Origin of the sequence: Cyanobacterium sp. HL-69, assembly GCA_002813895.1 — a bacterium.
Lineage (GTDB): Bacteria > Cyanobacteriota > Cyanobacteriia > Cyanobacteriales > Cyanobacteriaceae > Cyanobacterium.
Genome location: CP024912.1, coordinates 1,368,102 through 1,390,062, shown reverse-complemented (window position 1 = coordinate 1,390,062; position 21,961 = coordinate 1,368,102). Strand labels below are relative to the sequence as shown.

Genomic DNA, 21,961 nt, shown 5'->3' with positions numbered 1-21,961 from the left:
CATCATAAAAGGATGAATCCTCCTAGTTGTTAATCATAGGAGGAATTCAACTTAAGTTTTTCAATAATCACATATTGGATCGTATTGATAATGAATCAGATGTCTAGCCTAACGGTACAGGATTTGTCTTTGATTTTGGCTGATCGTCCTGACATGGTGCAATTACTTGATGTGAGAGAGTTGCAAGAAGTCGCGATCGCCTCTTTGCCCCATTTTATCATTTTGCCCCTCAGTGAATATGAGCAATGGTCATCTAAAATCATGACGGAATTAGACCCGGAAAAAGAAACCATCGTCATGTGCCACCACGGTATCAGATCCGCTCAGATGTGCCAGTGGTTGCTTCATCAAGGGTTCCAAAATGTGAAAAACCTGTCGGGGGGTATCGATGCCTATGCGGTGTATGTGGATGACTCCCTCTCAAGGTATTAGGGCGATCGCAGCATCTAACAAATCATAACCTTCCGTCACCGATTCGATGCGAGAACATTTATCTCTTAATTCTGAAGCCCCCTCAAAACCCTTACAATACCAAGCCAGATGTTTACGGGATTGCAGAATGCCTTTATAACCCTTATATTCCCACAAGCCCTGTAAATGCTCCTTGGCACATTCCAATTTTTGCCTGATGGTAGGATAAACGGGGTTAATTCCTGTTTTCAAAAAATGGTCAATTTCCCCCACCAAAAAAGGATAACCCAAAGTACCACGGGAACACATCACCCCATCTGCCTGAGTCATTTCCAGACAACGGAGGGCATCTTCGAGGGAAAATATATCTCCATTGGCAATGACGGGAATAGTTAACTTTTTCTTCACCTGGGTGATAAACTCCCATCTTGCATTGCCCGTGTAACCTTGCTCTCTGGTGCGTCCATGAATGGTAATCATATCTGCCCCCGCTTCCTCCATGCGTTGAGCAAATTCAATAATATTAATTTCTTGATCATTCCATCCCAAGCGGGTTTTAACCGTCACGGGTACATCCACCGCCCCTTTAACTTCCCGTACCAGTGCGATCGCCACTTCTGGCTCCCTCAATAATCTTGAGCCGCCCCCTCTTTTAGTAATTTTATTCACAGGGCAACCCATATTTATATCCACCGTTTGCGCCCCCTCCTGCACCGCCTTAACGGCTGCCTGAGCCATAAAATCGGGACGACAATCGAATAACTGAATACTAATAGGCTGCTCATCAGGATCAATTTCCATCAGACGGGGTAACTTTTTCATATGGCTCAATTCCGTCGCATTAACCATCTCTGTATAGGTCATGGATTGGGGGGCATAACGCCTCACCAAACGACGGAACACCAAATCAGTCACCCCCGACAAAGGAGACTGTAACACACGGCTATTAACCTCCATAGAACCAATTTTTAAGGGCGTAGCTAGTTTTTGAGCAAGGGCAGGGGAAATGTTCATCTAGTAAGTCAATTAATGTTTCATCGGTGGCAAAGAAATTCATAATTAGATTCAACCATTGTGAACTAATTAGCCATGGGAGGAGACTAAAATATTATGGGTTACTATAGCCTTATATCAGTTTCCATAATTTTGTGTGTGGTGCAAGTTCTTAATTAATGGCATTATAACCTAATGCCTAACTGCTAATAGCTACCACAGTCCCCAATAAATTATTTTTTGTTGCACTACCTAGTTATTATCATGAATGCCGAGCAATTTTCCATTATCGTACATCCCATTTTAGCGGTCATAGGTGTGTTTCCTCTCATCGGTATTGTATCCTATTTTGCTTGGGATACTCGCCAAAGACGACTTGCCATCAAGGCAGGGGATAAAAGTTCTATTCCACCCTCAGTGGGAAAAAACCATGTAGACATAGGGAAAAAACTCTCTACCGCCGTGGTAATCGTTAGTCTTATCGGTTTGTTTCGTCCTATTGTGGCTAAAAATATTATCGAGAATAGACTTTGGGAAACAGATTTTTTTCAGTTTAGTTTTATTATTTTAATGTTTTTAGGGGCGATCGCCACTTACATATTACTTTACATAGCTAAAACCAAACTATGGCGAGGAATATTCGCTACCCTTAGCGGTATGGCAGTCGTCATCCTTGGTTGCCAAGACGGTGTATTTCGTAGAGGCGATGAATGGTACATCTCCCACTACTATTATGGAGTTACCGTAACCCTATTGATGATATTTTCCATTGCCATCATTAACGAGATATACAAAGATAAAACTCATAAATGGCGCAACATTCACATCATCGTTAATTGTATCGCCCTACTTTTATTTTTAGGACAAGCCATGACAGGGGCAAGGGATTTATTTGAAATTGCCCTCTGGACACCGCCACCAGCATTCTTACTTTTTTAACGGGAAAATAACTTTTGTTCTATGGTTTTAATGAATATTTTCGATGCGTAAACAGCATGATGCAAAAATAGCATAACGTATAATATTTAACAGAAATATTGAGCAATTATCACATGAGCAAAATTCAGCCTAAATCCATTAATATTATTCCAAAAATCATTGATTACCTAGACAAAGGGCAAATAGTAATTTTACACACCGATATGGTTTATCTCCTTCTAGCCAACGGTTTAAACTCCAATGCCTGTAAAAAAATTCATGAACTAAAAAAATGGAATCCCCGTAAACCCTTAACATTATTATCCCACCAACAAAAACTCCCCGACTATGCCCTTTTAGACAATGATGCTCAAGTCTTAGTTAATCAATTTCCCCTTCCTATCAGTATCATCATTCCCCATCGTAATAACCTCTCCGATACCGTCACCGCAGGGCATAACACCATCTTTGTTTCCTGTCCTGATGATTTCATCTATCAATTAGTCGATCAATCTCCATTTCCCATCGTTGCAGGTACAGCCAGTTTAGGGGGAGATTATAGGGCTAATAATGCCAAGGTTGCCGAACAATTATTTGGTAATGACGTAGCTTTAATCATTAATGGTGGTGAATCGAAAGAACGCATCAGGACAACTTTAATCGATTGTCACTTACCCTTACCCACCATCATGAACTTTGGTTTAATTTCCTATGATGAATTACGGTTAATTCTTCCTCACATTGAATTGCCCTCTCATTTGCGCAAATGATTTTTTCTCAAGGTACAAAATATTAAAAATGATTGTTTAAATTTTTTTGAAATTTCATCATTACTATTTCCATAGTTTTGCGAGAAATAGCTAATCCATAGTCTTTTACTCCCCATGATCTCTATTTTTGGCTAATGCCATCAAAAATGGTTTAGGGAATAAATCGATGGAGTGTATGAATCAGTTATAATTTCAAGAAAAAGAACAAATCATTCCCGACGAAATTAAATGGTCTTATCGTCAGATATAATTGAAAGTATAGCACAAGATTTAAGCAACTCTAAGGAAGCACTCAGGGCAAAAAAGTTAGTATTTTATGTTAGTCAAAGATATTGGGAAACCGATATTAATGTTATCAATGACTATTCCTTTTTTGATTTATTAGAAAATTTACATCAAACAAACCCCACCTTAGAAGATCTTAAAGCCCTACTTCATCATGCGGTAGAAACATTAAATCGCAAAACTATTTATAAAAAAATTGCCACTTATGTTTTGAGACGTATGTCTGATTTATACCAAATTATTCCCGTTGAAGAAGACTATATCGAAGAAAATGAGACTTCTGACACAGAAATAGTCGAGGCCATTACAGAAGCGATTCAAAATCATGAAGAATCAGCAAGAATGAAAAAAGTAATTTTTGCTGTGTGTAAGCAATACTGGGAAGCAGATATAAATGTCATCGATATGTATGACATGAGAGACTTAATCCGTGAAATAAAAGAACTTTATCCCAGTAGTAAAAGACTAAAAAAAGCCCTTGATATGGTGGTATCAAGCATCAATCGCCAGAATTTTTATACATTCATCGCCGATACCATCATGGATAACTTTAGTCATTTATACCCCTACGAAGTGAGAGATATAGATAAAGATACTAATTCTGGAGACGAAGAAACCCAGCTAATTAAAGCACAATCGAAGAAAGCAACTCAGGAAACAGAAAAGTCCCAAACCTCTACTCCATCACAACCCCAAGAAATATCGCAACCGACAGAAGAGGTAAAAAGAGATGTAACCCCTAGCAGTGTGCCAGAAGGGCAGATTATTCCTTGGCTAAAAATAGAAAATCTATTTGAACTTAAACAGGAAATAATGCAATATACTAATCCTCTCCGTGCTAAGATTCTTTTATTCTATGCAGTATATGATATTGATACCCTAGAACAACATTGGTCTATTGTGAGAACTTGTAGTTTTGATGATCTTCTTATCAGAATGTTTGAGCATTACGATAAAAATATAGAAGTAATTGCTAAAAAAATGCAACACGTGGCAAATTCTCCTATTGAAGGGTTAGAGCAAGACGAAAATTTACAGGCTGTGACGGCTATTATTGAATCTATTAAGCGTTTTTATCGCAAAAAGTAAAAATTGGGGTGATTATTTCCCTTTGTCTCTTATCCACTGTCACAACTTCCATTTATCGGACTCACTGTAATTCTTGGTTAATTAGTCGAAAAGTGAGGTTAATTCTTGGTTTAACGGACTTGGATGTTTTAGGGATTTGATGTAGCCAATAATGTTGAGTTTCTCCTGCCATTACCAACAAACTGCCATGGGTAAGGGATATTTCTGATTTAATGGGGTTTTTCTTATCCCTTGTTTTTAACATAAAACGTCTTTCTCCCCCAAAGCTAACCGAAGCGATGAGGGGATTTTTTCCTAATTCTGGTTCATTATCACTGTGCCATCCCATACTATCTTTGCCATGGCGATAATAATTGAGTAAGACACTGTTAAATTTTACATTCAACAAAAATTCTATCTTGTCCTTTATCTGCTCCAAACAATCAATCCAAGGATTGGGATACATGGTGAGATTAGAATAGGTATAGGTTAAGCCTTCGTCGGCATACCAAGCCGTTAGGCGAGGCTGTAAATGAGTTTTCCCGTACACTGTAATATTATCCTGTCGCCACTCAATTTCTCTATGTAATTCAGTAAATAAAACATCACTGGTGGCAGAGTCAAAAAAGTCGGGATAGTAATATATTTCACTGTAAGGTAACTCTATTTTTGCCATCGCTTTTGGGGTTATTGGGGGTTTTTTTTGTGTTCTACTTCAATGACTGTATGGACATTACCTCTGGGGTAAAAGTCCCCTTTAACGGACATATAAAGGGGGTCACAGGCTTCTACAAAATCATCTAAAATCTGATTAATACATTCCTCATGGGATATATAGCGATCGCGATAGTTGTTAATATAAAGTTTAATCGCTTTCAATTCCACCACTTTTTGATCGGGGGAATAGTTAATGTAAATAGTGGCAAAATCTGGATAACCAGAAAAAGGACATTTACAAGTAAACTCTGGTAACGTCACGCTGACGTTGTAAACCCTACCAGGACGAGGATTGGGAAATGTAATCAAGGATCCCTCGGCGATCGCCCTTTCCCCATACATCATTTCTTTTTTATCTTCAGCCATAACCTTAACCTAATAAAACAACAATAACAATTCTAATAAAAAAGATGCCCCTCCCCCTCATATAAAAAGGGTTTGGGGTAAAAAACGAAAAATAATCTTAGAGAATTATTCAGCGCTCACTTGCTCAACTTCACCTTCCGAGGTTGCTTCCCCTTCCTCGGGAGTCAAACTACCTTCAGGCACCAACTCAACCTCATTTTTTTCTTGTAAAAAAGTCAAAACCTTGTCGGATAAAAGATCATTTTTCACAAACTTCTGTAACTTGTTTTGATCAATTTCACTGGAGTTCATCTCTTTAGTAACCTCAGCGATTTTCTCGCTAATTTCTTCCTCAGTCAGAGTAATAGATTCTTGCTCCGCAATCTTTTCAATGATGAGATTAGTATGGAGATTCTTACTCGCTTCAGGACGGGCAGTTTCACGCATTTTACCAACCATTTCTCTGGTAAAGAATTGATTAACATCAACCCCCATACGCTGAATTTCATTGGCAGTTTGCATCAAGAGGTTTTGTACTTCCTCCTCCATCATTGTCTCAGGAATTTCGATGGTAGTATGTTTTAAAAGCTCATCCACCAAAGCCCCTTGAATATTTAGCTTAGTATCATTTTCAGCCTTTTCCTGATACTGCTTTTCCAAAGATTCCCGTAACTCGGCAACGGTTTCAAATTCGCTAACCTCTTTCACAAACTCATCATCCACTTCAGGTAATTCCTTCTCCTTCAAATCCTTGAGAGTGATAGAGAAAATTACAGGTTGACTAGCCAATTCTTTTTGAGGATAATCTTCAGGGAAAGTTAGATCAAGTTTTTTGCTCTCATCAATATTCATTCCCACGATGCCTTCTACAAAACCGGGGATAAACTTGCCTTCGGCTAACTCAACTTGGAACTCCTCAGCCTTAGTCCCTTCAATCAATTCACCTTCTTCCCCTTCATTTTCAGCAGGTTTACGACCTTCAAAATCAACGATCGCAGTGTCGCCCATTTGAGCCGCTCTGTCTTCCACAGGTACAAGGGTAGCTAAACGCTGTCTTTGCTCCTCAATTAGACCATTAACAGCTTCAGGATCATACTTTATTTCTTCTGCTTGAACCTTTAAGCCCTGATATTGACCTAAAGTAACCTCGGGGGGAACATCAACGGCGGCTTTAAATACAAAGGCATTTCCAGGTTGATAATTATTAACTAACTCCTCAAATTCAGAGCGTAAAGAATAGTTACCCAAAGACTCGATGGACTCTTGTTCAATGGCTGTTTTTAGGCTATCCTGAATTAACTCCTCCAATACCGCCGCCTTAATTCTATCGTGACCTAAACGTTGTAACAGAATAGGACGGGGAACTTTACCTTGACGAAAACCAGGGATATTGGTAGTTCTGGCAATTTGTGTAATTACTTTCTCATAGGTTTTTTTGGAGGTTTCTGCTGGGATTTCGATTTCTAAACCGATTTGACTAGCAGGAAGTTTTTCCTGAGTAATTTTCATAAAAATTAATGTTGTTATTCTCTATAGATTCGCTCTAACAATGATAAGTATATTCGGTTACTATATGCAACTTGTACTCAACCTGACAAGTTTATCATTAATTAGGGAATGGGGAACAGAGAACAGAGAACCGTAATAATATTTTGGTGTGTGGTAGTTAACGGCTACTCAATTATATTTCATGCCATGATTAAGTAATGTCATTTTCTGAATGATATTCGGGGTTTTGATGAAAAAATGATCCTATGGTGTAAGTTATACTAGATATGATTGTTGAAATTTTCCCCAAGCAAAAATATTCTCCACCAGTTTTTTTATCCCCTGTGAAAGTATGACCAGAAACAGTCAATTAAGCGAACCTTTGCCCCCTGTGGTTCAGAAAGTGTCAACTAACCTCAAAAGATGGGGTTTTTGGGGTTTTTGGACTCAGTTAGTATTTGGTGTTATTTCTACGGTAACTCTTTTGTTTGCAACTCCTGCTATTTTTCAGGGCGATCGCTCTTTACAAGCTGAGCAGTTTGGCGTTTTTTCTGCCTTTGTGGCTCTTGTATTGTTGACGGCAGCCCTTGTCATTGCCTATCGTTATGGGAAAATCGGTAAAAGGGTGGAAAATAAAGATCCTGCCATGCGTCCGAAAAAGTCGGATACGTTAAATTTGATTCGGGTAGGATTGGTTTTAAATTTGGTGGGGATGATGTTTGCCATCGTGGGAGCACAGGCTTTGGTGGGCATTAGCTTGGCAAAGTTATTAACTCTTGCTCCTCAATTAATTGGTCCTAATCCTGAGCAATTTGTTAATTCCCTTGATATGTTAATTATTCAAGCTAATACAAACACTATCGGTGCTCATTTTGCTGGTATTGCTACTTCTTTATTTTTGCTCAATCGCATCAGTAATTAGGAGCATTCCAGAAAGTCTAAAATATGTTGGGCTGTGATGGCTGCTTTTTCTAGGTGGGGGACATGACCACAGTTATCTATCCAGATAAGTTTACTATGGGGGATCATCTGGGCAAATTTATGGGCTGGTTTGGTTCCCAAAATTTTGTCGTTTTTTCCCCAAATTATTAGGGTTTGCGCTTTTATATCGAGAAGATTAGAGGCAAATGAGCCATATCCACCGCTTTTGGTGAAGGATATTAATGCTTTGTTCCAATTTTCACATTCTAGGTGCAGGGCGGCACACATGAGGGCATCAGGGTTAGCGTAGGTGCGATCGCAATAGGCTGTTTCACTAATACTCTGTCTAACTTTCAAATTACGCAAAAATTCCGTAGCCAAAAAACCAAGGGGAGGAAACAAAAATTTGCTCATAATCGGTTTTTTTGTCAAGCCACCACTATCAAGGAGAATTAATTTATCCACCGCCTCAGGGTAAGTCAGGCAAAAATCAATGGCTGTTGCCCCTCCCATGGAAGCCCCCACCAAAATCATCGGTTTGTTGATCATTTTTAACCAAAAACTGTGTAGGTGTGTTTTAATGCTTTCAGGGGAAAAAGATTGTTCTACGGTGCGATCGCTAAAGCCAAAACCAAATAAATCTAATGCCCACACTTGATATTTGTCTGTCAAAAGGGGAAAAAGACGACGATATTCGAGCAAAGAACTATCAAAGCCGTGAAGTAAGACCATGGGAGTATCACTTTCTCCTTCCATAGCGTAACTACTGGCAATTTCTTGGGTAGATAAATTAGAAGGTAAGTTAACAAATTTAATTTTGTTAAAAAGCTCGATAGAAGATTGTTCAGTTAACTTTTTTGCCGATTGATTAATATTTGAAGAAAGCATTAATATTTTATTTAAAACAAGGATAAAGTTAATTTTATTCTTAAATGTTAGTTAGAGAAAATTCTATAAAAAATAGAATAATTATCATACTATTATAACATTGTAATCCCCATAAACCTTTATATAATTTTAAAATATTATAGTGATTTAAAAATTGTTGATAATACTGTTAAACTAATAATAAATAGAGTTTTTTATTTTCTATGCAACAAACAGGACTAAATATATTAGCAATTAGCATTTTTACCATAACATTATCGGTTTTATTAGGACCTCTTTTAAATATCTCTCCTTATATTCCCGCAGGGGGAACATTTATCATCTTAAGTTTAATTACTGTTGATACCTTGAATTGGCAAAATAAAGGAGTTAATCTATTAATTAACATTTTCGCTTCCGCCGAGCAAAAAGAGCGAGTAATCTATCATGAAGCGGGTCATTTTTTAACTGCGCACCTATTTAATATTCCCATAAAAGATTATACCCTGACAGCATGGGAAACCTTAAAAAAAAGGAATGGGGGAACTGGAGGAGTTATTTTTGAAACGGATTTTTTAGCAGATAAAACTAAAAATATTAGAGAATTTAATTTAATGATTGATCGTTTTGGGGTGGTTTTAATGGGAGGAATTGCGGCCGAAAAATTCAGATATAAAAATAGTGAAGGAGGACAAGAAGACTTAGTAAAATTTACAGAAATTCATGCTCCTATTACCCTGACTAATTCAAACTTAGAAATGCGTAAAAGATTAGCAATTTTACAAGCAACAACGATGATTGAAACCCACTCAGAGGCTTATTTAGAATTAGTTGAATTTATGCGCCAACGAAAATCCGTAGAAGAATGTCAGGATTTATTAGATCAAGCCATTGCATCTTCTTAATAGTATAGTGGGCGATCGCCCACCACACCCCAATTGTCAAAACTGTAATCAATTGGAAACTACGGATTTTCGATAGGTACCAATAAATTTAAACTATTGGGAACACACCTTATCTCAATGGGGGTACTACCAATAATTTCTCCATCAACCACCACCCTTTGCTCTGGTTCAGTTTTTACCTTAATACTTTCCGCTCGAAAATGAGCCACATTATCATTATTGCTAGGATTTTTTACCAACCCAGAAGTAAATAAACTGGTGATTACTCCAATGCCTTGTAAAGCACTTTGACTACTAGCAATAGTAATATCCAATAACCCATCACTAAAATCAACATCTCCTGCCCCCTGTGCCAACACCGAAGTGGGAGGGGCAGCATTCGCTATGGTAATAGCACTAGCTTCAATGGTGTTAACCTCCCCATCAATTTCTATTTCCGCTTCAAATAACTTTTGCTCTTTTGCCTGTTGAATACCCGCAAAAATATAAGCCATTACCCCTAAACGATTTTTCATTTCTCGATCTGCTTTAGCCACAGTTTCCGCTTCAAAACCAACCCCTGCCAACAACAGCATAGGAATATCATTACATAAAGCAGTATCAACCACCTGAGACACCCCCCGACAGATAATATTACAAGCCTCCACAATATCCGAAGGAATACCAAGGGCCCCACAAAAAGCATTAGCGGTACCCCGAGGGATTATTCCTAAAGGAATTCCCGTATCAATCATAGCCGCTGCCACCTCAGAAACAGTACCATCACCCCCAGAAGCAATGATAAAATGATCGTCCATTTCAATTTGCTCTTTTATTTTTTTGACTATTTCTTTGGTTTGCTCTGTAACACTAATATCAGCTTTAGTAAAAGTAATATTTAGATGTACTTCAGACTGTAATAAATTTTTGATTTGATCCAATTCTTGCTCTGAGTTGCCTTGCCCCGCCACGGGATTAAAAATTAGGTGACCAACCCTTACTTTATTAAGAGATTGAATAATGGCTTTAGCTGTCGCTAAATTAGTGGCAAGGGGAACATTATAAACTTCGCAAATTCGTAAGAGTGCCTTTATATCTGGCTCATGGGGTTGGGCATAAAGTGGATCAATTAAAAAGATAACGGCGCCAATGTCATCTTCCACTATTTTTGCAGAAATTTGTACATCTCCGCCGAGCGCCCCTGATGCCATTTTTTCTACCTGTAACTGAGTTTCTTGTTCAATTCTTTCTCCTGTCGTGCCTGTGGCAATGAGATGATAGCGAGAAAAAAAATCTCTATGTTGTTGAACAAAACTAACTAAATCATTTTTTTTGTTGTCATGGGCTATTAGAGCAATACTATTGGTCATCGTAGGATAACTTTTGATTAAATAAATTTTTTATTCGTTTATTTTAATCTTGATTTTTTCTGTTTAACATAATTGAGATCATAATATTATTAGTTTTGGTCATTGGCTCACCGTGTAATGAATTACACGGCTAAGGATATTAGGTTTAATAAATTGAACAAAAATGTGCTTACATTCTTTTATGAGTAAACAAACTTGAGCAAAATATTATTGTTCTACTTAATTTTGAAAAAACAGCACAAAATAAACTATTTATCACCTTTATCGTTGATAAAAGATAACACCAAATCCACATCTTTTTTACTCCCTAAAATGGCTGGGGTGCGCTGGTGTAATTTAGAAGGAATATAATCCATAATTCTTTGTTGTCCCGTAGAACCCTTGCCCCCGGCTTGTTCCATAATCATTGCTAGGGGTGCAGTTTCATATAATAGTCTTAGTTTACCATCGGGATTGTCCACGCTACCTGGATAGAGGAAAACTCCCCCTTGCATCAATATGCGGTGAAGATCACCCACTAAAGCACCACTGTAGCGCCCTGTGTACCCTTCATGGCGGTGAACATAACGAATATAGTCCCTAATTTGGTCTTCCCATTGCCAAAAGTTACCTTCGTTGGCACTATATACTGAACCATGGTCGGGCATTTGGATATTTTCTTGGGCAAGGATAAATTCTCCTAAACTAGGATCGAGGAAAAAGGAATGAACTCCTTTACCCATGGTATATACTAATACGGTGGCAGGACCATAGAGAATATAACCTGCGGCAATTTGTTTTGAGCCATCGGTTAATAAGTCTTTGGCTTCTCCGTCCAAGTCTTCCCCTTGTTGTTGACGAATGGCAAAAATAGAACCGACGTTTAAGTTTATATCAACGTTGGAAGAACCATCGATGGGGTCATATAATAGGGTATATCGTCCTACAGGACAGTTTTCGGGGATATAGTAGGGTTTTTCCATTTCTTCGGAGGCAAGACGACACACTAAGCCACTTTGCTTGAAGACGGAAATAAATACTTCGTTGGCGTACATGTCCATTTTTTTGACGGATTCGCCTTGTACGTTGGTGTCTCCTGTTAAACCTAGCGCCCCTGTCATTAATCCTGCACGACTGAGACGACGGGCAATGAGTTTTCCTGCTAGGGCGATGCGATTCATGATAGAGCTTAAATCTTGGGCATCGGGGGAAAAACTTTGTAGTTGTTGTAATACATGGCGGGATAGGGTAGTACAATCTCTGTCTAGGCTATGTTCTGGAATATGTATTTCGGTTTGAGTAGAGGTCATAATCTATTTACTATTGGAGTTACGGTTTTATCTTAACCTCTTATTCTTGTACTACCGTTAACTAAAATTTTTACCTCGGTTATTTTGCTTTGGGTGATGTGGAAAAAATGTTTCTTGATCTTTGATTTCAGATGGTGTAATTTTGCGATAATATTTTTGGGTTTGGTTATCTACTTTTTTTTAATGTGATGAAAACTTTTTCTGTTTTTGATTTACCGATTCACTTGAGTGATGATTATGAGGGATGGCTGTGCGATCGCATTTACAGCAATATGGGTACCCATGTTGTCACCATGAATTCGGAAATGGCAATGATGGCACAGAAAAATGATGAGCTTAAACAAAACATTCAAAATGCTGATTTGGTAGTGCCTGATGGCTCTGGGGTTATTTTATATTTAAAACAAAGGGGGAAGAAACAAAAAAGGGTGGCGGGAATTGAGTTGGCAGAATCTTTGGTAAAACGGTTGGGGCAACAAAGAAAAGACTGTCCCATCTGTTTTTATGGTGCTTCTCCAGGAGTTACTGATGAGGCGGTAAACAAGTTTCGGGCTATGGTGCCAAATATACATATCATCAATAACCATGGTTTCTTAAAGGGTGCTGATTTATCGGCATGGTATGAAAAAATTCAGGAAGTACAACCAAAATTAATTTTGGTGGGTTTAGGGGTACCCCGTCAGGAGGAATGGATTGCTAAACATCGTTATCTTGCCCCTAATGCTGTTTGGATTGGGGTGGGTGGTAGTTTTGATATTTGGGGAGGAGTAAAGGAAAGGGCGCCGAAGTTTTTCTGTGATAATAATTTAGAGTGGTTATATCGTCTTTATCAAGAGCCTTGGCGCTGGAAGAGGATGATGGTATTACCCCATTTTTTCGTCAAGTCTTTATTTTATAAGGGATAAGCCAGAAGTTAAATTATCAATTATCAATTATCAATTACTATTTTTCCTTGTCTTAGTACTTGCCAATCTTTTCCTGTCCATTTAATGACAGTGGAGGGGACTGCTTCGGTGATATTATTTTGATAGTCTAATACTGCTACGGATGGGAATTTAAGGGCGATCGCACTCATATCCGTTAAAGCATCCTCCCCTGATAAATTGGCGCTGGTAGTAGCCAATGGTCCTGTTTGCCGTAAAATATCTCTGGCAATGGCATGATTTGGCACTCTTACCCCAATACTGGTGGGGTTAAGGGGATTCATGGTAGAAGGCACTTTCACCGAGGCTGGTAAAACCATCGTCAGCGCCCCAGGGAGATATTTGTAAGCCATTTCTTGCCAAATTTTCAACTCTCCATGGCTACCCTGTACATATTCCCATATATCTTCAATTTCCCCTGTCATCAAGATAAGGGGTTTTTCTTGGGAGCGTTGCTTAAGTTCAAAAATCAACTCTGCCCGATGAGGGGCAACTGCCAAAGCTGGCACCGTATCCGTAGGGAAACTGACCACATAATGGGCGATCCTGCAGGGATCTGCTTCGCAGCGCGCACTTTGTACTAAATCAGATTGGGAAACAAGAGCCATGGGAATGTAATTGAGAATAAAGAATGAAATTATTTGGTAAGGCAAGGGGTTAAAACCCCTTGGGGATGAAGAAAAATTACTTTACTTTTTGAGCAATAATTTTTTGTTCCTTAGCCGTCAACTCAGGGGCTTCACCGATAACCTCACGATACATTTTAATATAATCTTCCGAGGAGCGATACCAGCTAAAGTCTTGACTCATAGCCCTAACCTGTAACTTCTGCCAAGCATCCTTAAAGCGGAAACCTTCATAAGCCCTAATCATACAAGTATATAAATCCAGAGGCTCATAACGATCGAAACAGTACCCTAACCCCTCATTTTCGGTGGGTTTGAAAAATGGCACAGTGTCCACTAAGCCCCCTGTTTTACGCACAATAGGAATGGCACCATAGCGCATTGCCAACATCTGACTGATACCGCAAGGCTCAAAACGAGAGGGCATCAAAAAGGCATCTATGCCACTATATACCCGACGGGAGATAGTTTCGTTGTGGAGTAACTGTACCGAAATTCTCCCTCGATAACGGGCAGAAATTTCCCATAATTGGGTTTCGTAAAAGCGATCGCCCGTACCCAGTATAATTAACTGAGCATCAGTATAAGCCAAAAATCGCTCTAAAGTTTGTAAAACAAGATCAATACCCTTTTGCTCTACCAAACGAGTAACCATACCAATTAGAAAAGCATTACGATTAATTTCTAACCCCGATTCTTCTTGTAACCTAACTTTATTTAAAGGACGTTTTTCGATGGTTTCAGGGGTAAAATTCTGAGCAATTAATCTATCTGTGGCAGGGTTATATTTTTCCGTATCAATACCATTAATAATTCCCCTTGTCTTACCACTAATCCAAGACAACAAACCATGGAGATTTTCCCCATACTCAGGAGTCTTAATCTGTGCTGCATAGGTAGGAGAAACCGTATTTACCACATCCGCAAACTGTAATCCCGCTGCCATGGCATTATCCCCCTGCATATGCCAAGGACACCATGTAATTTTTTCCAACATCTCACGACCGGGACCCTGATAAGCTAGATTATGAATAGTGAAAACAGTGCTAATGTCAGGGGAATTACTCATCCACACAGGTATCATCCCCGTATGCCAATCATGACAATGGATAATTTGAGGCTTCCAATAATTCCAAGCAAACTCTGCGGCGCCATTGGCAAAGAAAGTAAAACGCCAATATTCATCATCACCACCATAAACACTACGGCCAGAAAAACAAGGATGTCCAAATAAGTAGAGAGGGACATCAGTTTCAGGCAAAAGGGTTTCATATACAGCGAACTTTTGAAACATGGCATCGCCCCACCACACAGGCTCAATGGGAATATCTACTTTATCAGGTAAAAAGCCATAATAAGGCATAATTATCCTGACATCATGACCTAATTTCCTTAGTATCTTGGGTAATGCTCCCACAACATCCCCCATACCCCCAACCTTAGCTATGGGTGACGCTTCCGCCGCCACAAATAAAATTCGCATAGTGATTCAGACTAGATGTGCTTTCTTTATTGACTAGGGTGATTGTGACACAATCTTTGCACCTATGCCAAATTATTTTTTGTTAGTCTGATACCTAACCCTTAAACCCCTAATATCTACCTACTCTACCCCAATTTCATTGGTACGTTTGTATTGACGATATGCAGCAAAAAATAATCCCATTAAGGTAACAGGAATTAGTCCAATCACGATGCCTAGTAATAAGGGTTCAATCATTTTTATCTCCTAGTTTGTTAACTTTTTTTCATATTAACTTTAATTGTCCATTGTCCATTGTTAATTGTCAATTGAGTTATGGTCTGTTTGTTTTATAATGGGGTGAGCCGTAGTACACGGTAAGTAATTTTATCTAGTATCTAAATTTAGTGATGGAAAATCTGTTAAGTATTGAAAACATTGACCTAGAAACAATTATCACAGCGGCTTTATATCTTAGTCTAAGTGGCTTATACTTGTTGATTCTTCCTGCGGGGGTTTATTTTTATCTTAATAAACGCTGGTATGTAGCTAGTTCTTTTGAGAGAGCATTTATGTATTTTCTTGTGTTCTTCTCTTTCCCTGGAATGTTGTTATTTAGTCCTTTCCTTAATTTCCGTCCCCGTCGTCGAGAGTTAAATTAACTAAAATTTTTTATTACTATGAGAAGGATTGATGCTATTTTAATCGCCCTTGGATTCTTTTTGACTGGGGGTATTATCTATGTTGCTTTTAAGGTAGTGGGTTTGGATGCGGCGGATGCTGGTATCTGGAGTCAGGTAATTTTGGTGTTGGGTTTAATTGGTTGGGTATCAACTTATGTGATTCGAGTGTTTACCAATGATATGACCTATCATAAGCAGGTAAAGGATTATGACGATGCTTTTTTTGCTAAACAGCTAGAAAAGATGACTCCTGAAGAGATTGAAAAGTTGATGGGTGACAAGCAATAAATATCCATAGGCAACTCAGCTTAATGTATGATTTTAATGCTAAGAAAATTTTTATATTAATAGTTTAAATGAGTTCTGTTTCTCAATGTTTTGCAAACCTCAAGCAACGGGGTGAATGTGCTTTAATTCCTTTTATTACAGCGGGTGATCCTGATTTGGCTACTACGGAAAAGGCGCTCGCCCTTTTGGCGGAAAATGGTGCTGATATGATTGAGTTGGGAGTGCCTTATTCTGATCCTCTGGCTGATGGCCCTGTGATTCAAGCTGCGGCTACCCGTGCGTTGCAAAAAGGGGTTAATTTGGATCAGGTGTTGGAATTGGTCAAAAGGGTGGTAACGAAGGTATCTACGCCCATTATTTTGTTTACCTATTACAATCCTATTTTTTATCGTGGGGCAGAAAATTTTTTAAGTCAGATTGCCGAAGCGGGGGTTAAGGGTTTGGTGGTGCCTGATTTACCCCTAGAGGAGGCGGAAAGTTTCTTGCAGTTAGCCCAGGCTAATGGTATTGAAGTGACTCTATTGGTAGCGCCCACAAGCCCCATGGAGAGGATAAAGGCGATCGCCCTTAAGTCCCAAGGATTTATCTATCTTGTCAGTGTGACGGGGGTTACAGGCATGAGAAATGAAATCCAAACGAGGGTAAAAGATTTGATTGTGCAGTTAAATAGTGCGACGGATAAACCCATTGGAGTTGGTTTTGGTATTTCCGAACCTTCTCAGGCTACCCAGATAAGGGAATGGGGTGCTGATGGAGTAATTGTGGGTAGTGCTTTTGTTAAAAGGTTGGCAAACCAAGAGCCTGAAGTGGGTTTAAAGGCGATCGCAGATTTTTGTGCCGAATTAAAACAAGCGATAAAATAACCCCATAAGGTGGGCATTGCCCACCATATTAATACATACTAAATTCGATTTAATTGATGATTATTTGAGAAAAGATTTAGAAGAAGTTTAGACGGTGGTAGAACAGGATTTGTCAAAACTGGAAAAGTAAATTGATCATTTTTTCTTCTCCTTAAAGTTAAAACCTGACACCTAATTTTAATCGAATTTACAAGGACGATCCAAAGCCTGATTTAATAACCTAATATACTCATGATTTTCGATAATATAAGAGCCAAATCGGGCAAGGTGAGGATTTTGCATTTGAGCATCAAATAAAACAAAATGGCGAGAACGTAAATGCTGTACCAATTTAACCATGGCCACCTTAGAAGCATCGGGAATATTAAAAAACATCGATTCCCCAATAAAAGCCCCTTTGATAACGATACCAAGGATTCCCCCTGCCAGTTTATCCCCCTGCCAAGTCTCGAAACTGTGCGCCCACCCAGCGTGATTGAGTTTAAGATATATTTCCATTAAATCCTTAGAAATCCAAGTAGTTTCTCGATTAGCACATCCTAGACATACTCCCTTGAAATCTTTATTTATGGCTACGGAAAACTTATTTTGGTTTAAAACTCGTTTTAGGGACTTTGGATAGCGGAAGCGTTCATCTAGGGGGATTAGGGTGCGCTCGTTGCTAGAATACCACCCCAAATTATCGTAATCATCAGCCATCAAAAAATTACCATGGGCATAGCCTTGAATAATGGAGCTAATATCTATCATAGGATGGAAAATATTTATATAATCATTATTAAGACAACTTATCTATTGTAATATTTAATCATGTCTCAACCTATTCCTCCCATTGTTTTACCTCCTATCGAAAATGTTGAAGTAGAAGCCAATTGGCTACGGCAGAATCTTCATCAATGGTTAAATGAGGAATTTTTGCCGGAGACTATTAATGAAACTATTGCTTATCGTGCTTCTCAGATTTTTATTCGTCATCGTCTTGAGGGAGAAAATGATTTAGGTTCTTTGGTAATTGCTATTGTTACTGAGATGCAGTCTTTTGATTTTCAGAAAAGTTTTTATAGTGAATTTGCGATCGCCAATGCTGTCAGTGATTTAATTCTTAGGAGTTTGGGCATTGATACCTGTTGTGGTAACAATTGATTTTTTTAGATGAAATACTTAGGGGCGATCGCCAATATCCGTTGATAAAGCTCGATAAAACTAATTTTTTGCGTTTTTCAAGAGTTATAACCTAAGACAATTTAAATACTGTCACACCATAAAAAAAAATTAAATAACCTTTTTCTAAAATAAAAAAATTCCATTAATCATAAAGAAATAAGGTAAAAAATGAAAGAACAAGTAACACAAAGCCATAGTTCTGCTTGGGTAATTCAAACATGGTTATCATTTATAATTTCCGTAGGTGTAACCTCTGTGGGAATTTTTTATATGCCCGTGGACTCTTGGATAAAAGCCTTCATGGGCATGGGACTTTTATTTTCTGTAGGTTCCACCGTTAGTCTGACAAAAACCCAAAGAGACATTCATGAATCCACCAGAATAATCTCTAAACTAGAAGAAGCTAAGGTAGAAAGAATTTTGGCAGAGCATAATAACAACATCTAATTTTTTCTTAATAAAAAATACACACAAAATAAAAAAAATTAACTCATAATGTAGGAACCTATCTTTAAGATAAAAAAAATTATGAGTGAAACTAATGGCGTAATGATGCAATATTTCCACTGGTACACAGAGCCTGATGGAAATTTGTGGAAAGAAGTAGCCGAAAAAGCTCAAGAATTAGCCGACGTAGGTATCACTGCCCTATGGTTACCCCCCGCCTATAAAGGAGTTGCAGGAGGTTATGATGTGGGTTATGGAGTTTACGATTTATACGATTTAGGAGAATTTGATCAAAAACAGTCCGTAAGAACAAAATACGGCACCAAAGAAGAATATCTTAACGCCATCAAAAAAGCTCAATCCGCTGGGGTGCATATCTACGCAGATATGGTCTTTAATCATCGTCTGGGGGCAGATAAATCTGAGGAAGTCAACGCAACCCCCTACAACCCCCAAAATCGCTATGAAGCCATGGGAGAGGAGAGAAACATTAAAGCATGGACTCATTTTACTTTTCCCGGTCGTAAAGGCAAATACTCTGATGCAGAATTACATTGGTGGTATTTTGACTCAGTAGATTACAACGCCTACGAAGGTGACGATGATAATGCCATTTATGTATTTGAAGGTAAATCTTTTGATGAGGAGGTTGATTTAGAGCATGGTAACTATGATTATTTGATGGGTTGTAATGTAGATTTTAGTTCCGAAGAGGTGAGGGAAGATATAAAAAAATGGGGTGAATGGTATATGGACACCACGGGGGTGGATGGTTTTCGTTTTGATGCGGTAAAACACGTTGAAGCTACGTTTTTTGCCGAGTGGTTAAATCATTTACGGGGATATACAAAACAAGATTTGTTTGCGGTGGGGGAGTATTGGTCCTATGAAGTGGAGGCACTACACCATTTTATAACCATTACGGATGGTCATGTGGCGTTATTTGATGCCCCTTTACATTACAATTTTGCAGCGGCTAGCAAGCAGGGAAGCGATTATGATTTAACTACAATTTTTGATAATTCCTTGGTAAAAAATGAACCGTCTTTAGCGGTTACTTTAGTTGATAACCATGACTCTCAACCTTTACAATCTTTGGAGTCGGTGGTGGAAGGTTGGTTTAAACCCCATGCCTATGCCCTAATTTTGCTTAGAAGGGAGGGTTATCCTTGTATTTTCCATGCTGACTATTACGGCGCCCATTACAAAGATAGGGGTAATGATGGGGAAGAATATGAAATATGGTTAGAAAGTCACAAATGGTTAATAGATAAGTTTTTGTGGGTACGCCAAAATTGTGCTTATGGGGAGCAATATGACTATTTTGATCATCCTAATACCATCGGTTGGACAAGGTTGGGGGATGAAGAACATCCGGGGGGAGTTGCGGTGGTGTTAACGAATGGGGAAGAGGGTTTTAAAAGGATGGAAGTGGGACAATCTAATTGTGAATATATGGATCTAACAGAGCATATTGAGCAACGGGTTACGACGGATGATGATGGTTGGGCTGATTTTCCTTGCCCCCCTGGTTCAATTTCTGTGTGGATACCTGTTTCCTAAATCCAGTTTTCCAGCGCACCTTAATTATTGATATTATTTACGTTTTGTAACAAAGCTGAAGTTTGTTATTTTTTTAACCCCTGCACACTATTTAATATTTAAAATGGTGAAAAGATAAATTTTTATAATAAAAGATGATTAAATTAGCTCAAAGAATTGCTCAGGTTAATCCCTCTATTACTTTAACAATCACGGCGGAAGCTAAAGCGATGAAGGCTCAGGGTTTGGACGTTTGTAGTTTTAGTGCGGGGGAACCTGATTTTGATACTCCAGCGCACATTAAGGAGGCAGCAAAAAAGGCTCTGGATGAGGGCAAAACGAAGTATGGAGCGGCGGTTGGTGAGTTGGCGTTACGAGAGGCGATCGCCCATAAACTCCAAAAAGACAATAATCTAAATTATCAACCAGAAAACATCATCGTCACCAACGGAGGCAAACACTCCTTATACAACCTAATGATGGTATTAATTGAAGCAGGAGACGAGGTTATTATTCCTGCCCCCTATTGGTTGAGCTATCCCGAAATGGTCACTCTGGCAGGGGGAAAACCCGTTATTGTTCCTACCACCGCTGAAAACAATTACAAAATCACCCCAGATCAGTTAAAACAAGCTATTACCCCAAAAACTAAGTTATTTGTCCTCAACAGCCCTTCTAACCCCACAGGGGCGGTGTATAGCCCAGAAGAAATCAAGACCATAGCTCAAATAATTATCGACCATGACATTTTGGTGGTGTCCGATGAAATTTACGAGAAAATTCTTTATGATGGTGCAACCCATCTAAGCATTGGGGCAGTGAATGAAGAAATATTTAAACGTACCATCACCAGTAATGGGTTTGCCAAAGCCTATTCCATGACGGGATGGCGGGTTGGTTATGTAGCCGCCCCCACCGAAATTATTAAAGCCATGGTAAAAGTTCAGGGCCATAGTACATCTAACGTGTGTACCTTTGCTCAATATGGCGCGATCGCCGCCTTAAACTCATCCCAAGACTGTGTAGCTAGCATGTTAGAAGCCTTCACCCAAAGAAGAAAAGTCATGTCCCAAGCCATTGCTAGTATTTCCCACATCAGCGCCCCCATGCCCCAAGGAGCATTTTATCTATTTGTCGATATTAGCGCCACAGGACTAACTTCCCTTGACTTTTGCACAAAACTGCTCCAAGAAGAAAACGTTGCCACCATCCCCGGTATAGCCTTCGGTGAAGATAGATGTATTCGTTTTTCCTACGCCACCGACATGACATCTATCAATAAAGGATTAGATAAATTTGCTCAATTTGTTAAAAGGCTAACCTAAAAATAATTCCACCTACTCCCTAAAAACAATTTAAAACAAGGGGTTTAAACCCCTTGCCAGCAAAATAAATAATTTCCAGTCCCTTGTCACCAAAATAATATTACTTACTAGCCTTGGGGTCAAAAATTTCCAACTCAGATAACCTAAAAGTAATTAACTTATCCCAATTACCCCCCTCAAATAAAACCGCAGCCTTACCATCAGAAACCCTCTGTACCAACCCTTGAAAATCATGGTAAATATCATCAGGGCTATTCACCTTAACCAAAGAACCAGGTAAAATAATCATAACTATAAATCCTCCATAAACAA

At 38.8% G+C, this 21,961-nt stretch carries 26 protein-coding genes; 14 read left to right on the top strand and 12 right to left on the bottom strand.

The window, feature by feature from the left end; genetic code table 11:
* Positions 1-90: 90 nt before the first annotated feature.
* Complete coding sequence (locus AA637_RS06395; RefSeq protein ID WP_446684359.1) at positions 91-432, top strand: rhodanese-like domain-containing protein; 342 nt, start codon at positions 91-93, stop codon at positions 430-432.
* Here the strand turns inward: AA637_RS06395 and dusB are convergent.
* Positions 421-1,425, bottom strand: a complete 1,005-nt coding sequence (gene dusB / locus AA637_RS06390) for a tRNA dihydrouridine synthase DusB (RefSeq protein ID WP_446684358.1) — start codon at positions 1,423-1,425, stop codon at positions 421-423. The genes AA637_RS06395 and dusB overlap by 12 nt on opposite strands.
* 243 nt (positions 1,426-1,668) lie before the next feature.
* On the opposite strand from dusB, the gene AA637_RS06385 reads away from it, so the two are divergent.
* The 3 genes from AA637_RS06385 (at position 1,669) to AA637_RS06375 (ending at position 4,466) form a co-directional block, all read left to right on the top strand.
* Positions 1,669-2,343 (top strand): DUF4079 domain-containing protein, encoded by a 675-nt coding sequence (locus AA637_RS06385; RefSeq protein ID WP_446684357.1) that lies wholly within the window; start codon positions 1,669-1,671, stop codon positions 2,341-2,343.
* A gap of 113 nt (positions 2,344-2,456) precedes the next feature.
* Entirely contained in the window at positions 2,457-3,092 is a 636-nt protein-coding gene (locus AA637_RS06380; RefSeq protein WP_446684356.1) for a Sua5/YciO/YrdC/YwlC family protein, read from the top strand.
* A gap of 228 nt (positions 3,093-3,320) precedes the next feature.
* Positions 3,321-4,466 carry a hypothetical protein gene (locus AA637_RS06375; RefSeq protein WP_446684355.1) on the top strand — a complete coding sequence of 382 codons (1,146 nt, stop codon included), beginning with the start codon at positions 3,321-3,323 and terminating at the stop codon, positions 4,464-4,466.
* Positions 4,467-4,527: 61 nt separating this feature from the next.
* Here AA637_RS06375 and AA637_RS06370 read toward each other — a convergent pair whose 3' ends face one another.
* The 3 genes from AA637_RS06370 to tig form a co-directional block, all read right to left on the bottom strand.
* Positions 4,528-5,121, bottom strand: coding sequence for an alpha-ketoglutarate-dependent dioxygenase AlkB family protein (locus AA637_RS06370; protein WP_446684354.1), 594 nt, complete (start codon positions 5,119-5,121; stop codon positions 4,528-4,530).
* An 11-nt stretch (positions 5,122-5,132) separates the two neighbouring features.
* Complete coding sequence (gene queF / locus AA637_RS06365) at positions 5,133-5,528, bottom strand: preQ(1) synthase (RefSeq protein ID WP_446684353.1); 396 nt, start codon at positions 5,526-5,528, stop codon at positions 5,133-5,135.
* Positions 5,529-5,633: 105 nt separating this feature from the next.
* Positions 5,634-7,016 carry a trigger factor gene (gene tig / locus AA637_RS06360; protein ID WP_446684352.1) on the bottom strand — a complete coding sequence of 461 codons (1,383 nt, stop codon included), beginning with the start codon at positions 7,014-7,016 and terminating at the stop codon, positions 5,634-5,636.
* 331 nt (positions 7,017-7,347) lie between these two features.
* On the opposite strand from tig, the gene AA637_RS06355 reads away from it, so the two are divergent.
* Positions 7,348-7,917, top strand: a complete 570-nt coding sequence (locus AA637_RS06355) for a DUF3611 family protein (RefSeq protein ID WP_069790640.1) — start codon at positions 7,348-7,350, stop codon at positions 7,915-7,917.
* Here AA637_RS06355 and AA637_RS06350 read toward each other — a convergent pair.
* Positions 7,914-8,804: an alpha/beta fold hydrolase gene (locus tag AA637_RS06350; protein ID WP_446684351.1), complete on the bottom strand. Its 891-nt coding sequence runs from the start codon at positions 8,802-8,804 to the stop codon at positions 7,914-7,916. The genes AA637_RS06355 and AA637_RS06350 overlap by 4 nt on opposite strands.
* Before the next feature lie 203 nt (positions 8,805-9,007).
* Between AA637_RS06350 and AA637_RS06345 the strand changes: the two genes are divergently transcribed.
* Entirely contained in the window at positions 9,008-9,688 is a 681-nt protein-coding gene (locus tag AA637_RS06345; RefSeq protein ID WP_446684350.1) for an ATP-dependent Zn protease, read from the top strand.
* 59 nt (positions 9,689-9,747) lie between these two features.
* Here the strand turns inward: AA637_RS06345 and mgsA are convergent, their stop codons facing one another.
* Both mgsA and fbp read right to left on the bottom strand, forming a co-directional pair.
* Positions 9,748-11,037 (bottom strand): methylglyoxal synthase, encoded by a 1,290-nt coding sequence (mgsA, locus tag AA637_RS06340; RefSeq protein ID WP_446684349.1) that lies wholly within the window; start codon positions 11,035-11,037, stop codon positions 9,748-9,750.
* Positions 11,038-11,285: 248 nt separating this feature from the next.
* Positions 11,286-12,326 (bottom strand): class 1 fructose-bisphosphatase, encoded by a 1,041-nt coding sequence (fbp, locus tag AA637_RS06335; protein WP_446684348.1) that lies wholly within the window; start codon positions 12,324-12,326, stop codon positions 11,286-11,288.
* Positions 12,327-12,514: 188 nt separating this feature from the next.
* Between fbp and AA637_RS06330 the strand changes: the two genes are divergently transcribed.
* A complete protein-coding gene (locus AA637_RS06330; RefSeq protein ID WP_446684347.1) occupies positions 12,515-13,231 on the top strand; it encodes a WecB/TagA/CpsF family glycosyltransferase in 717 nt (238 codons plus the stop codon).
* 23 nt (positions 13,232-13,254) lie between these two features.
* Here AA637_RS06330 and AA637_RS06325 read toward each other — a convergent pair whose 3' ends face one another.
* From AA637_RS06325 to petG, 3 genes are all read right to left on the bottom strand, one after another.
* The gene (locus AA637_RS06325) at positions 13,255-13,857 is read right to left on the bottom strand and encodes an L-threonylcarbamoyladenylate synthase (RefSeq protein WP_446684346.1); all 603 of its coding nucleotides are present in this window, start codon (positions 13,855-13,857) and stop codon (positions 13,255-13,257) included.
* Positions 13,858-13,933: 76 nt separating this feature from the next.
* Entirely contained in the window at positions 13,934-15,358 is a 1,425-nt protein-coding gene (glgA, locus tag AA637_RS06320) for a glycogen synthase GlgA (protein ID WP_446684345.1), read from the bottom strand.
* Positions 15,359-15,478: 120 nt separating this feature from the next.
* Positions 15,479-15,595: a cytochrome b6-f complex subunit V gene (petG, locus tag AA637_RS06315; protein ID WP_069790632.1), complete on the bottom strand. Its 117-nt coding sequence runs from the start codon at positions 15,593-15,595 to the stop codon at positions 15,479-15,481.
* A 152-nt stretch (positions 15,596-15,747) separates the two neighbouring features.
* On the opposite strand from petG, the gene ndhL reads away from it, so the two are divergent.
* From ndhL to trpA, 3 genes are all read left to right on the top strand, one after another.
* Positions 15,748-15,999, top strand: a complete 252-nt coding sequence (ndhL, locus tag AA637_RS06310) for an NAD(P)H-quinone oxidoreductase subunit L (protein ID WP_069790631.1) — start codon at positions 15,748-15,750, stop codon at positions 15,997-15,999.
* Positions 16,000-16,017: 18 nt separating this feature from the next.
* Positions 16,018-16,308 (top strand): DUF3007 family protein, encoded by a 291-nt coding sequence (locus AA637_RS06305; protein WP_446684344.1) that lies wholly within the window; start codon positions 16,018-16,020, stop codon positions 16,306-16,308.
* Between the two features lie 68 nt (positions 16,309-16,376).
* A complete protein-coding gene (trpA, locus tag AA637_RS06300) occupies positions 16,377-17,171 on the top strand; it encodes a tryptophan synthase subunit alpha (RefSeq protein ID WP_446684343.1) in 795 nt (264 codons plus the stop codon).
* Positions 17,172-17,348: 177 nt separating this feature from the next.
* Here the strand turns inward: trpA and aat are convergent, their stop codons facing one another.
* Positions 17,349-17,921: a leucyl/phenylalanyl-tRNA--protein transferase gene (aat, locus tag AA637_RS06295; protein WP_446684342.1), complete on the bottom strand. Its 573-nt coding sequence runs from the start codon at positions 17,919-17,921 to the stop codon at positions 17,349-17,351.
* 60 nt (positions 17,922-17,981) lie between these two features.
* Here aat and AA637_RS06290 point away from each other — a divergent pair, with 60 nt between their 5' ends.
* The 4 genes from AA637_RS06290 (at position 17,982) to AA637_RS06275 (ending at position 21,649) form a co-directional block, all read left to right on the top strand.
* The gene (locus tag AA637_RS06290) at positions 17,982-18,314 is read left to right on the top strand and encodes a hypothetical protein (protein ID WP_446684341.1); all 333 of its coding nucleotides are present in this window, start codon (positions 17,982-17,984) and stop codon (positions 18,312-18,314) included.
* Between the two features lie 189 nt (positions 18,315-18,503).
* Entirely contained in the window at positions 18,504-18,782 is a 279-nt protein-coding gene (locus AA637_RS06285) for a YiaA/YiaB family inner membrane protein (protein ID WP_069790624.1), read from the top strand.
* A gap of 81 nt (positions 18,783-18,863) precedes the next feature.
* The gene (locus AA637_RS06280; protein ID WP_446684340.1) at positions 18,864-20,345 is read left to right on the top strand and encodes an alpha-amylase; all 1,482 of its coding nucleotides are present in this window, start codon (positions 18,864-18,866) and stop codon (positions 20,343-20,345) included.
* Between the two features lie 134 nt (positions 20,346-20,479).
* Positions 20,480-21,649 (top strand): pyridoxal phosphate-dependent aminotransferase, encoded by a 1,170-nt coding sequence (locus AA637_RS06275; RefSeq protein ID WP_446684339.1) that lies wholly within the window; start codon positions 20,480-20,482, stop codon positions 21,647-21,649.
* A 100-nt stretch (positions 21,650-21,749) separates the two neighbouring features.
* Here AA637_RS06275 and AA637_RS06270 read toward each other — a convergent pair whose 3' ends face one another.
* The gene (locus tag AA637_RS06270; RefSeq protein ID WP_446684542.1) at positions 21,750-21,938 is read right to left on the bottom strand and encodes an NAD(P)H dehydrogenase subunit NdhS; all 189 of its coding nucleotides are present in this window, start codon (positions 21,936-21,938) and stop codon (positions 21,750-21,752) included.
* Positions 21,939-21,961 lie beyond the last annotated feature (23 nt).